Raw genomic sequence first — 11,336 nt, 5'->3', positions numbered from 1 at the left:
ATGAGCCAGGCGGCACAGAACCTCAACTGGTTGATCACCAACTTCGTGGACAACACCCCCGGGGTGTCCCACACCGTCGTCGTGTCCGCCGACGGTCTCCTGCTGGCACTGTCCGAGGGCTTCCCTCGTGACCGCGCCGACCAGCTGGCGGCCGTGGCCTCCGGGCTCACGTCGCTGACAGCGGGAGCCTCCCGGATCTTCGAGGGCGGCACGGTGGCACAGACCGTCGTCGAGATGGAACGCGGCTTCCTGTTCCTGATGTCCATCTCGGACGGCTCGTCCCTCGCCGTGCTCGCCCACCCGGAGTGCGACATCGGCCTGGTCGGCTACGAGATGGCGCTGCTGGTCGACCGCGCGGGCGCGGTCCTCACGCCCGACCTGCGCGCCGAGCTCCAGGGCAGTCTTCTCCACTGACCGGCCCCGGTACCACCCACCTCACGAAATCACCGTCAGGCCGCCACAGTCCCCCCACCGGCCCCGTCAGACGGCTAGCCCGACCGACTTGCTGTCCCGCCCGGAGGATTCATGACCCCGCCCACCGCCTCTCACGATCCGTACGCCGAGCCGTACGGGGACGAGGGCGACCAGCCGCTGGTCCGTCCGTACGCGATGACGGGCGGCCGGACCCGGCCGCGCTATCAGCTCGCGATCGAGGCGCTGATCAGCACCACGGCCGACCCGGCTCAGCTGATGGGACTGCTGCCGGAGCACCAGCGGATCTGCCACCTGTGCCGTGAGGTGAAGTCGGTGGCCGAGGTGTCGGCGCTGCTGGCCATGCCGCTCGGTGTGGCCCGGATTCTCGTCGCGGACCTCGCCGAGGCCGGACTCGTCGCGATCCACCAGCCGGGTGGCGACGAGAGCAACGGCGGCGCACCGGACGTGACACTGCTCGAAAGGGTGCTCAGTGGACTTCGCAAGCTCTGACGGAGGGCGGGCGACCACCTCCGCGAAGATCGTGGTGGCGGGCGGCTTCGGCGTCGGCAAGACCACGTTCGTGGGCGCCGTCTCGGAGATCAACCCGCTGCGCACGGAGGCCGTCATGACCTCCGCGTCCGCGGGCATCGACGACCTCACCCACACCGGGGACAAGACCACCACCACGGTGGCCATGGACTTCGGCCGCATCACCCTCGACCAGGACCTGATCCTCTACCTGTTCGGCACGCCGGGCCAGGACCGCTTCTGGTTCATGTGGGACGACCTGGTCCGCGGTGCGATCGGCGCGGTGGTGCTCGTGGACACCCGGCGCCTGGCCGACTGCTTCCCCGCGGTCGACTACTTCGAGAACAGCGGCCTGCCGTTCGTGATCGCGCTGAACGGCTTCGACGGGCACCAGCCGTACACGCCCGACGAGGTGCGCGAAGCTCTGCAGATCGGCCCTGACACCCCGATCATCACGACGGACGCCCGGCACCGGGCGGACGCGAAGAGTGCGCTGATCACGCTGGTGGAACATGCGCTCATGGCCCGCCTGCGGTAGATCAAGTCGGCGGCACCACACGGCAGTTGCCGTGGATCACCGGGTGCCGGCTGTGGTTTTTGACACGGTCGGCCCCGGTGTTCATAACGTTTCGACAGAGAAATCCGGTGGTACCGACACACCGCGCGGTCGGTCGGTATCGCTGCGCTCACAAAAGCCCCGCCTTTTGGCGGGGCTCGCTCTTTATGACCGTTTTATCTAGGGCATCCGGTGTTCGGAATCCCGGATTCCGAGTGTTTGGAATCGCGCAGGCCGACGTGCTGGAATGCCTGAACTGCCCATTGGTCAAGGACGTACAAGTCTCAGACAGGGCTCTGGAGACACCGCGGCACGACGTAGGTGCCGTCGCCGAGAGGTTGTTGGTCGAGTGAGGCGAAGCAAGAACGGTCCCGAGCCGTCGGCACGGGGCAACTTCACCCCGCCGCCGCGCGCAGCGGCACCCGCACATGTGCCCGGCCAGGAGCCGACGGCTCTCCCGCCCGGTGGCAGCCGCTTCTCCCCGCGCAACTGGCGCGTACCGACCAGGCTGAACGCGATCCTGCTCATACCCGTGCTGGTCGGCCTGGTGATGGGCGGCTTCCAGGTGAAGAGCTCGATCGACACCTGGCGGCAGGCCCGGGACGCGGAGAACACGGCCCGTCTGGTACAGGCGTCCCTGACCTACGCCAACGCACTCATCACCGAGCGCGACGTCAGCGCCGCACCCCTCCTCCAGGGCAAGGGCCAGAACGACTCGACGGTCGTCCAGGTGCGCAAGGCCACCGACCAGGCCGCCCAGGCCTTCGACCAGGCGGCCCGGAACATGCCCCACAAGTCGGGCCTGGAGCGCCGCCTCTCCATCTTCCGCAAGGCCGAGACCAAGCTGCCGAGGCTTCGCCAGGCCGCCTACACCTCCGCCCTGTCCGGCGTGCAGACCGAAGAGGGCTACGTCCAGGTCCAGCACCCGCTGATGGAGTTCGCCAACGAACTCGGTCTGGGCACCGGCAACATCACCAGCTACGGCCGGACCGTCTACGCCATCTCGCTGACCAAGGCCGCCCTGTCCCTCGAGCGCTCGATCGGCATGCACATGCTGATCAAGCCCGGGCCCTCGGACACCAGCCTCGCCAAGCAGCGCGTCGCGCTCTCCTCGTACGCCTACCTCGAGGGCATCGCCGTCGAGGAGTACATCGGCGGCGGCACCCAGGGCGACGCCGACAAGCTCACGGTCCTCCAGAAGAGGATCCAGTCCGAGGGCGCGGCGATGGCCCAGCAGGCCAAGGCCAAGGACCCCAACTACGTGCCCCCGCCGTCCGACCCGACCAAGATGGTCTCGGCTCTCGCCTCGCTGCAGTCCACCGAAACCACCGCCCGCGCCGCGCTCGCCCAGCAGGGCATCTCGCCGCAGAACTGGTGGGCGGTCAACACCCTCAAGTTCAACGCGTACCGGCAGATCGAGTCGGACATGGCCGACAAGGCCGTGGCGGACGCCTCCGCCATCGCCGACGACGCCAAGCAGTCCGCGTTCGTCACCGGCGCGATCGTCGTCGTCGCCCTGCTCGCCGCGTTCATCATCGCCGGCCTCATGGCCCGCCAGATGAGCCGCTCGATGCGCCAGCTGCGCAACGCGGCCTTCGGGGTCGCCGAGCAGCGCCTGCCGATGCTGGTCGACCAGCTCTCGCGCACCGACCCCGGCCGTGTCGACACCCGGGTCGCGCCCATCCCGATCTCCTCCACGGACGAGATCGGCGAGGTCGCCCGCGCCTTCGACCAGGTCCACCGCGAGGCCGTCCGGCTCGCCGCCGAGCAGGCCCTGCTGCGGGGCAACATCAACGCGATCTTCACCAACCTCTCGCGCCGCAACCAGTCGCTGATCGAGGGCCAGCTGACCCTGATCACCGAACTGGAGAACAACGAGGCCGACCCGGACCAGCTGGAGAACCTGTTCAAGCTGGACCACCTCGCGACCCGTATGCGCCGCAACGGCGAGAACCTCCTCGTCCTCGCCGGCGAGGAGCCCGGCCGCCGCTGGGACCAGCCGGTCCCGCTGATCGACGTGCTGCGCGCCGCCTCCTCCGAGGTGGAGCAGTACGAGCGCATCGAGCTCTCCGGCGTCCCGGAGGCCGAGATCCACGGCCGCGCCGTGACCGACCTCGTGCACCTGCTCGCGGAGCTGCTGGAGAACGCCACGACGTTCTCCTCGCCGCAGACCAAGGTCCGGGTGACCGCCACCCGGCTGCCCGACGGCCGGATCATGATCGAGATCCATGACAAGGGCATCGGCCTCACGGCCGAGGACTTCGCGGACATCAACCACAAGCTGGCCAACCCGCCGACCGTGGACGCCGCGATCTCGCAGCGCATGGGCCTGTTCGTGGTCGGCCGGCTGTCCGACCGGCACGGCATCCGGGTCCAGCTGCGCCCCTCGGGCGAGCAGGCCGGTACCACCTCGCTGGTCATGCTTCCCGACGCCATCACCCACGGCGGTGGCGGCGAGCAGCCGCTGGAGCGCGACGAGTTCACCGTCTCGCAGATCATCCCGGAGCAGATGCCCTACCAGGGCGAGAGCTTCGACGCACAGCCGCTGCGGACGGCCGCGGAGCTGGGCTTCGACGACAGCCGCTACACAGAGGTGCCGAACGACATCCGGGAGTTGGACCCGGTCGGCCGCTCGCTGATGCGCGAGGAGCGCCGTGCGGCCCTGGAGGCCCAGGTCCACGGCACGGACCGGGAGCAGGATCCGCAGGAGAGCGCCGAGTCCGCTCCGTCGTACCAGGACGGCTTCGACACCCCGCAGCCCGCGTACGGCGACGGACAGCACGCATACGACGACCGGCAGCCGCGGTACGACACCGGACAGCACGCGTACGACGAGCAGCGGGCCGCGTACGACCAGCAGACGGCGTACGCGGAGCCCCAGCAGACGGCGTACCAGGACCCGTACTTCTCCCAGAACGGCGGACTGCCGCAGGACGACGGCTTCCCGTCCGGTGGCGGCTACCCGGAGCCCGCGTATGCGGAGCAGGTGCCGGAGAGCCGTGCGGCGGACCGGTCCGGCCCGGCGGAGGGCTACTCGTCCTTCGAGGAGTCGTCGCACCACGACGACTGGCCGGCGCCGGACGACTTCCAGAACGGCTACCGCTCCGAGTACGCTCCCGAACCGGAATCCGCGCAGGCCGGTGACGTGGGCGAGCGGGACCGCGTAGGCTTCGACCGTCCGGGACCGACCCCCTCCGCCGTCCACGAGCTGACCGACGCCGGACTGCCCCGCCGCGGCCCCACCGCGAACGGCACCGCCGGCCGGCCCCAGCCCGTGACGCAGGATCCGCCGGCGGCCATGGAGACGGGCGGCGACTGGCGCTCCGCGAACGACGAGCGGTGGCAGCAGGCAGCGCAGCTCCGGAAGCCCAAGGCGGGCGGGGTCACCGCTTCCGGTCTGCCCCGACGGGTACCCAAGGCGAACCTGATCGAGGGCGCCGCGGAGACGACCCCGCAGGGAGGCCCCCAGGTCTCCCGTGCCCCCGAGGACGTCAGGGGCAGGCTGAGCAACCTGCGCCGAGGCGTCCAGCGGGGACGCCGAGCAGGCAGTGAAACGAACGGCCAGGGCTTCGGTCCTGACAGCACCTACAACCAGGAGCGTTAGTGTGAGCCCGATGAGCCAGGCGGCACAGAACCTGAACTGGTTGATCACCAACTTCGTGGACAACACCCCCGGGGTGTCCCACACGGTGGTGGTCTCCGCCGACGGACTCCTTCTGGCGATGTCCGAAGGCTTTCCCCGCGATCGCGCCGACCAGCTGGCGGCCGTCGCCTCCGGTCTGACCTCGCTGACCGCGGGTGCCTCCCGCATCTTCGAGGGCGGCAACGTGAACCAGACGGTTGTGGAGATGGAGCGGGGATTCCTCTTCATCATGTCCATTTCCGACGGTTCATCGCTCGCGGTTCTCGCACACCCGGAGGCGGACATCGGCCTCATCGGGTACGAGATGGCCCTCCTGGTCGACCGTGCCGGTACGGTCCTGACCCCGGACCTTCGTGCGGAGCTCCAGGGGAGCCTTCTCAACTAGAAGACGGACGGTGCGTTTGAGCGTCCCGGGGCCGTAAGGTTTCGGGACGCGGCTTCCACAGGGATGGGTGCCCGGCGCAGTCGGAGGAGGAGAGAACGTGGCAACACCCCCAGGCGGTTCGCCCACCGGCAACTGGTCCTACGGCCCTGGTCAGGGCCAGGGCCAGGGTGACCAGAACCGGTACGACTTCCCCTCCGCGCCGGGCCAGTGGCGCCAGCCGTACGCGCCCCAGGGTCCGGGACCGTCGCCGTACGACCAGCCGCCGGCACCGCGTATCCAGCCCGTGCAACCGCAGCGCCGCTCCCCCGAGCCGGCGCCCGCCGGGTCCTCGAACAACCCTCTGGTGCGCCCGTACGCCATGACGGGCGGCCGCACCAGGCCCCGCTACCAGCTCGCCATCGAGGCGCTGGTGCACACCACCGCGCAACCGCACCAGATGCAGGGCCAGCTGCCCGAGCATCAGCGGATCTGCAACCTGTGCCGGGAAATCAAGTCGGTGGCCGAGATCTCGGCCCTCCTCACGATCCCTCTCGGCGTGGCCAGGATCCTCGTCGCCGACTTGGCGGAGGCGGGCCTGGTCGCCATCCATCAGCCCGGCGGCGACGAGAACGCCGGCGGCCAGCCAGACGTGACACTGCTCGAAAGGGTGCTCAGTGGACTTCGCAAGCTCTAGCGGCGGTCCTTCCCGCTCCACCACCTCCGCGAAGATCGTGGTGGCGGGCGGCTTCGGCGTGGGCAAGACCACGTTCGTCGGCGCCGTCTCGGAGATCAACCCGCTGCGCACGGAGGCCGTCATGACGTCTGCTTCGGCGGGCATCGACGACCTCACCCACACCGGGGACAAGACCACCACCACGGTGGCCATGGACTTCGGCCGCATCACCCTCGACCAGGACCTGATCCTCTACCTGTTCGGCACGCCGGGCCAGGACCGCTTCTGGTTCATGTGGGACGACCTGGTCCGCGGTGCGATCGGCGCGATCGTCCTCGTGGACACCCGGCGCCTGGCCGACTGCTTCCCCGCGGTCGACTACTTCGAGAACAGCGGCCTGCCGTTCGTGATCGCGCTGAACGGCTTCGACGGCCAGCAGCCGTACACGCCGGACGAGGTCCGGGAGGCCCTGCAGATCGGGCCGGACACGCCGATCATCACGACGGACGCGAGACATCGCGCTGACGCGAAGTCCGCGCTGATCACTCTTGTGGAGCACGCGCTGATGGCTCGGCTCCGTTAGGCGAGGTCGCGGCCACCGGGTCGTCCCCTGTGCCGCACTCCGTCCGCGGGCCGTTACCTGGCTGGTCGGACGGTTCCCCCGCGCCCCTTGAGGAGCGCACCCCGGGCCCCTTCCTGCGGAGGGGCCCTCACCCTTTTCCGCCCCCGACGGCCAGTCCGGCGGTGCCGAACCGGCGGGAACCCACCTTTGCCCGCGCAGCAAGAAGGGCCCCTCCGAGCGGAGGGACCCTTCGCGAGCGGTGGGGCGGCGCAGCCTAGCCGTGCCAGCTGTGCGGGGCGCGGAAGCCCGGTTCGCGCTCCAGGCGGCGCCAGCCCGCCTTGGCGCGGCCTCGGTGGGACGCGGCGGGGACGGGGGGCTGAGCCGCCGCGCGGGCCAGGAGGACGGCCGTGATCGCGGCGACTTCCTCGGGCTCGGCGTGGCCCTTCTCGACGCGGATGTCAGGGTTGCTCATGGGTGTCAGTCTCCGTGAGAGAGGGGTCCGCGGGGTTGCCGCGGTGGGTCCGCCCGGTTACTGCGGCGGGTTGCCGTGCTTGCGGGAGGGCAGGTCGGCGTGCTTGGCGTGCAGCATCGCCAGGGACCTGATCAGGACCTCGCGCGTCTCGGCCGGGTCGATCACGTCGTCCACCAGGCCCCGCTCGGCGGCGTAGTACGGGTGCATCAGCTCGGACTTGTACTCCTTGACCATCCGCGCCCGCATGGCCTCGGGGTCCTCCGCACCGGCGATCTGGCGGCGGAAGATCACGTTGGCCGCGCCCTCCGCGCCCATCACGGCGATCTCGTTGGTCGGCCAGGCGTAGGTGAGGTCCGCCCCGATGGACTGGCTGTCCATCACGATGTACGCACCTCCGTAGGCCTTGCGCAGGATCAGCGAGATCCGCGGCACGGTCGCGTTGCAGTACGCGTACAGCAGCTTCGCCCCGTGCCGGATGATGCCTCCGTGCTCCTGGTCGACACCCGGAAGGAACCCGGGAACGTCCAGGAACGTCACCAACGGAATGTTAAAAGCGTCACACATCTGCACAAAACGCGCAGCTTTTTCAGAGGCTTCGATGTCGAGTACACCGGCGAGGGTCTGGGGCTGGTTGGCGATGATGCCCACCACCTGGCCGTCCAGCCGGGCCAGCGCACAGATGATGTTGCGCGCCCAGCGCTCGTGGACCTCGAGGTAATCGCCGTCGTCGACGATCTCCTCGATCACCTTCGCCATGTCGTACGGCCGGTTGCCGTCCGCGGGGACCAGGTCCAGGAGGACCTCCGAGCGGCGGTCGACGGGGTCGCCGCACTCCACCGGGGGCGGGTTCTCCCGGTTGTTCTGCGGGAGCAGGGAGAGGAGGTAGCGCACCTCGGCGATGCACGTCTCCTCGTCGTCGTACGCGAAGTGGCAGACACCGCTCGTCTCGGCGTGGACGTCCGCGCCGCCGAGGCCGTTCTGCGTGATCTCCTCGCCGGTCACCGCCTTGACCACGTCCGGGCCGGTGATGAACATCTGCGAGGTCTCGCGGACCATGAACACGAAGTCCGTCAGCGCGGGGCTGTAGGCGGCGCCGCCCGCGCAGGGGCCCAGCATCACCGAGATCTGCGGGATGACGCCGGAGGCCTTGGTGTTGCGCTGGAAGATGCCGCCGTAACCGGCGAGGGCGGAGACCCCCTCCTGGATACGGGCGCCCGCGCCGTCGTTCAGGGAGACCAGCGGCGCCCCGGCCGCGATGGCCATGTCCATGATCTTGTGGATCTTCGTGGCGTGGGCCTCGCCCAGCGCGCCGCCGAAGATGCGGAAGTCATGGGCGTAGACGAAGACCGTGCGCCCCTCCACCGTGCCCCAGCCGGTGATCACACCGTCCGTGTACGGCTTCTTCGCCTCCAGACCGAACCCGCTCGCCCGGTGCCGGCGCAGCTGCTCGACCTCCTGGAAGGAACCGGGGTCCAGAAGCAGTTCGATGCGCTCCCGGGCGGTCAGCTTGCCCTTGGCGTGCTGCGCCTCGGTCGCCTTCTCGCTCGGTCCCGCGAGGGCCTGCTTGCGGATCTCGTGCAGTTCGGCGACCCGTCCGCGCGCGTCCGCGGGCTCGCCTCCGGACTCCACAGCCTCGTCCAAAACGGTCATGTAGCGACCTTACGAAAGCCACCAAGGAAAGCTCGCCGTCGACTCCGTACAGTCTCAAGGCCGTTTTCCTGGTAACCCTGAACAGAACAGAGCCCGGATGCAGCCGTTCTGACTGCCCGGACGGCCCCGGCGTTGTCGGGCCCCCACAAAGCGGCCCCCGCGAGTGATCACACCTTGGGGGCTCGCACATGCCGCCTCCGGAGTGACGGGGCGCCTCGAACGGCCGCAGGGCGAGACCTCCTCGGGACCCCACCGCCCCCGCAAGATGTTGAAACCTGAACGGAATAGGTCTACCGTCGACCTCGTTGAGCTAGTTGAACATTGAACAGCTTCGGGTCCGCGGCCTCCGCCCGCGACCGCGCATTCCCGTCCCCTCGAAGGAGCACGTCATGAACCTCTTCAGCCGCAAGAACAGCACCGAGACCGCCCCGGACGCGGGCGTGAACCCGGACCTCGCCGCTCTCACCGGTGAGTACACACTGGACCCGGCGCACAGCACCATCGGGTTCGTGGCCCGGCACGCGATGGTCACCAACGTCAAGGGCAGCTTCAAGGACTTCACCGGCACACTGCACCTGGACGGCTCGGACCCGTCGAAGTCCACGGCCTCCCTCGACGTGAGGACGGACAGCATCGACACCGGGTCCGCCGACCGCGACAACCACCTCAAGAGCTCCGACTTCTTCCGGATCGACGAGCACCCGGCGATGACCTTCCGTTCCACCCACGCGGAGGCGCTCGGTGGCGACGACTACCGGATCACCGGCGACCTCACGATCCTCGGCACCACCAAGCCGCTCACCATCGAGTTGGAGTTCAACGGCGCTGCCAAGGACCCGTTCGGCAACGAACGCGTCGGTTTCGAGGGCACGGCGGAGATCCTGCGCTCCGAGTGGGGCCTGACCTGGAACGCGGCCCTGGAGACGGGCGGCGTCCTGGTCTCCGACAGGGTCAAGCTGGTCTTCGACATCTCGGCGATCAAGCAGGCGTAGCCCGCAGGGCGGGAACAAGGCGGCCTGTGCGCCCTGGGGCAGACGGTCAGAAGCCTCCGCCGAAGTCCCCGCCGCCACCGAAGTCCCCTCCCCCGCCGTCGCCGAAGCCGCCGCCGAAGTCCCCGGGGTCGAAGTCGGCGCCCGAGACGTCGCCGCCCTGGTATCCGCCGAAGTCGCCGAAGCCGGTGCCGTAGTCGTCGGCGTACGACGGGGTGGCCATCATGCTGCCCAGCAACGTGCCGACGAGCAGACCGGGCAGCATGCCGCCACCGAAGTAGCCGCCCGCCCAGGGGCCGTAGGCGGGGCCGGCGTCCCAGTAGGGGCGGCGGCCGTACTCCGTGTCCACCTCGCGGATCACGGGGTCGCGGCCGTCGGCCAGACGGGCCCGGTCGGCCGCGCAGACCGGGACCTCGCGCGGGGCGCCGCCCGGAGGGGTCCAGGTCGCGTCGGCGACGGACGGGCCGTGGCGCGGGTCGAAGAAGCAGGGCGCCCGGCGCTCGGGCAGCGGCCGGCCCTCGCGGCGGGCGGCGAGCGTCGCCAGTGAGAAGCGGCCGTCCTCCAGGGCCTGGGTCACGGCCTTCACGTCCTCGGGGCGCCGCGCCGCCGCCATGGCCGACTTCGCCTCCTCGTACGCGTCCAGGGCGCGTGCGTAGTCCCTGCGCATCGCGTCGTCGGCGCCCGGCTCCCCCGGCTGGAAGTCGAGGCGGTCCAGTTCCTCGCCGAAGGCGGTGATGTCCTCGTCCACCACGACCCGCAGCTTCTCCAGAGCCGCCTGCTGCTCCTCCGCGCTCCGGCGCCGGGTGCGGCGTACGAGCACGTAGGCGCCGGTGCCGACCAGCACCAGCACCACGGCCAGCGTGATCAGCGCGGTGGACGACACCCGGTGGCTGCTGCCGGAGGTGCCCCAGCTCGACGGGGCGTGGCCGCCGACGTTGGCCAGGGCACGGTCGGTGAAGTCGTTCAGCTGGGCCTTGGCGGTCTCTCCCTGGACGCTGGTGACCAGGTTCCGCACGGCGCTGTGCCCGAGGACCGAGGAGTCGGCGCGGGCGTCGAAGCGGTCGCCGAGGCGGACCCCGTACAGGCCGGTGATGCCGGTGGCCGTGCGCAGGTCGACGAAGAGGTTCCGGGTCGGGTAGCCGGCGGGCAGGACCACGACGAAGACCGGCTTGCCCGCGTCCTCGATCTTCTTGGCGAGCGCGTCGGCGTCCGCGGCGGACAGCTGCCCGGAGGCGGCCGGATCGACGTACACGGGGCCGCTGCGGAGCGCCTGCGCGATGGCCGAGACGTCCGTGGCGGCCTCGGCGCGGGGCGCACCGGCGGACAGCACCGTGAACGCGGACAGGAGCAGGCCGACCAGCGCCACGACAAGTCCTCGGTGGAGCACGGCCTTCATACTTCGAACCTACCGGAAGCCGTCCGAACCCGGTCGTCCGTCCGGGCCCGGGGGGGGGGTGCGGACCGCCCCCCCCGGCCCCGATCCAT

11 protein-coding genes are annotated in these 11,336 nt (G+C 70.1%); 8 read left to right on the top strand and 3 right to left on the bottom strand.

The genetic code is table 11. The annotated features are described in order from the left end of the window. The 7 genes from AC5WS8_RS21555 to AC5WS8_RS21525 all read left to right on the top strand — a co-directional run bounded on the left by AC5WS8_RS21555 (position 1) and on the right by AC5WS8_RS21525 (position 6,761). Positions 1–414 carry a roadblock/LC7 domain-containing protein gene (locus AC5WS8_RS21555; protein WP_103838061.1) on the top strand — a complete coding sequence of 138 codons (414 nt, stop codon included), beginning with the start codon at positions 1–3 and terminating at the stop codon, positions 412–414. A 111-nt stretch (positions 415–525) separates the two neighbouring features. Continuing rightward, positions 526–924 carry a DUF742 domain-containing protein gene (locus tag AC5WS8_RS21550; RefSeq protein ID WP_366024938.1) on the top strand — a complete coding sequence of 133 codons (399 nt, stop codon included), beginning with the start codon at positions 526–528 and terminating at the stop codon, positions 922–924. Continuing rightward, the gene (locus AC5WS8_RS21545) at positions 905–1,480 is read left to right on the top strand and encodes a GTP-binding protein (protein WP_054219273.1); all 576 of its coding nucleotides are present in this window, start codon (positions 905–907) and stop codon (positions 1,478–1,480) included. The genes AC5WS8_RS21550 and AC5WS8_RS21545 overlap by 20 nt, the downstream gene beginning before the upstream one ends. 367 nt (positions 1,481–1,847) lie before the next feature. Beyond that, positions 1,848–5,102, top strand: coding sequence for a sensor histidine kinase (locus tag AC5WS8_RS21540; protein ID WP_496105080.1), 3,255 nt, complete (start codon positions 1,848–1,850; stop codon positions 5,100–5,102). A 10-nt stretch (positions 5,103–5,112) separates the two neighbouring features. Beyond that, positions 5,113–5,526 carry a roadblock/LC7 domain-containing protein gene (locus AC5WS8_RS21535; protein WP_029385896.1) on the top strand — a complete coding sequence of 138 codons (414 nt, stop codon included), beginning with the start codon at positions 5,113–5,115 and terminating at the stop codon, positions 5,524–5,526. A gap of 97 nt (positions 5,527–5,623) precedes the next feature. Next, on the top strand, positions 5,624–6,199 hold the full coding sequence (locus tag AC5WS8_RS21530; protein ID WP_496105079.1) for a DUF742 domain-containing protein: 576 nt from the start codon (positions 5,624–5,626) through the stop codon (positions 6,197–6,199). Then, positions 6,180–6,761 carry a GTP-binding protein gene (locus AC5WS8_RS21525; protein WP_014675207.1) on the top strand — a complete coding sequence of 194 codons (582 nt, stop codon included), beginning with the start codon at positions 6,180–6,182 and terminating at the stop codon, positions 6,759–6,761. The genes AC5WS8_RS21530 and AC5WS8_RS21525 overlap by 20 nt, the downstream gene beginning before the upstream one ends. A gap of 253 nt (positions 6,762–7,014) precedes the next feature. Here the strand turns inward: AC5WS8_RS21525 and AC5WS8_RS21520 are convergent, their stop codons facing one another. Next, positions 7,015–7,212, bottom strand: a complete 198-nt coding sequence (locus tag AC5WS8_RS21520; protein ID WP_496105078.1) for an acyl-CoA carboxylase subunit epsilon — start codon at positions 7,210–7,212, stop codon at positions 7,015–7,017. A gap of 57 nt (positions 7,213–7,269) precedes the next feature. After that, on the bottom strand, positions 7,270–8,862 hold the full coding sequence (locus AC5WS8_RS21515) for an acyl-CoA carboxylase subunit beta (RefSeq protein ID WP_496105077.1): 1,593 nt from the start codon (positions 8,860–8,862) through the stop codon (positions 7,270–7,272). A 389-nt stretch (positions 8,863–9,251) separates the two neighbouring features. Between AC5WS8_RS21515 and AC5WS8_RS21510 the strand changes: the two genes are divergently transcribed. Continuing rightward, positions 9,252–9,854 carry a YceI family protein gene (locus tag AC5WS8_RS21510; RefSeq protein WP_496105076.1) on the top strand — a complete coding sequence of 201 codons (603 nt, stop codon included), beginning with the start codon at positions 9,252–9,254 and terminating at the stop codon, positions 9,852–9,854. 46 nt (positions 9,855–9,900) lie between these two features. Here the strand turns inward: AC5WS8_RS21510 and AC5WS8_RS21505 are convergent, their stop codons facing one another. Continuing rightward, positions 9,901–11,247 carry a hypothetical protein gene (locus AC5WS8_RS21505; RefSeq protein WP_496105075.1) on the bottom strand — a complete coding sequence of 449 codons (1,347 nt, stop codon included), beginning with the start codon at positions 11,245–11,247 and terminating at the stop codon, positions 9,901–9,903. Between the last annotated feature and the right edge of the window lie 89 nt (positions 11,248–11,336).

The sequence above is a fragment of the Streptomyces sp. PTL18 genome, from assembly GCF_059510295.1.
This window is presented reverse-complemented; position numbering and strand designations above follow the sequence as displayed.

Bases quoted from the DNA above. Each gene is read 5' to 3' on its own strand.
- AC5WS8_RS21555 (WP_103838061.1), top strand. From the start codon at position 1: ATGAGCCAGGCGGCACAGAACCTCAACTGGTTGATCACCAACTTCGTG.
- AC5WS8_RS21550 (WP_366024938.1), top strand. From the start codon at position 526: ATGACCCCGCCCACCGCCTCTCACGATCCGTACGCCGAGCCGTACGGG.
- AC5WS8_RS21535 (WP_029385896.1), top strand. From the start codon at position 5,113: ATGAGCCAGGCGGCACAGAACCTGAACTGGTTGATCACCAACTTCGTG.
- AC5WS8_RS21520 (WP_496105078.1), bottom strand. From the start codon at position 7,212: ATGAGCAACCCTGACATCCGCGTCGAGAAGGGCCACGCCGAGCCCGAG.
- AC5WS8_RS21515 (WP_496105077.1), bottom strand. From the start codon at position 8,862: ATGACCGTTTTGGACGAGGCTGTGGAGTCCGGAGGCGAGCCCGCGGAC.
- AC5WS8_RS21510 (WP_496105076.1), top strand. From the start codon at position 9,252: ATGAACCTCTTCAGCCGCAAGAACAGCACCGAGACCGCCCCGGACGCG.
- AC5WS8_RS21505 (WP_496105075.1), bottom strand. From the start codon at position 11,247: ATGAAGGCCGTGCTCCACCGAGGACTTGTCGTGGCGCTGGTCGGCCTG.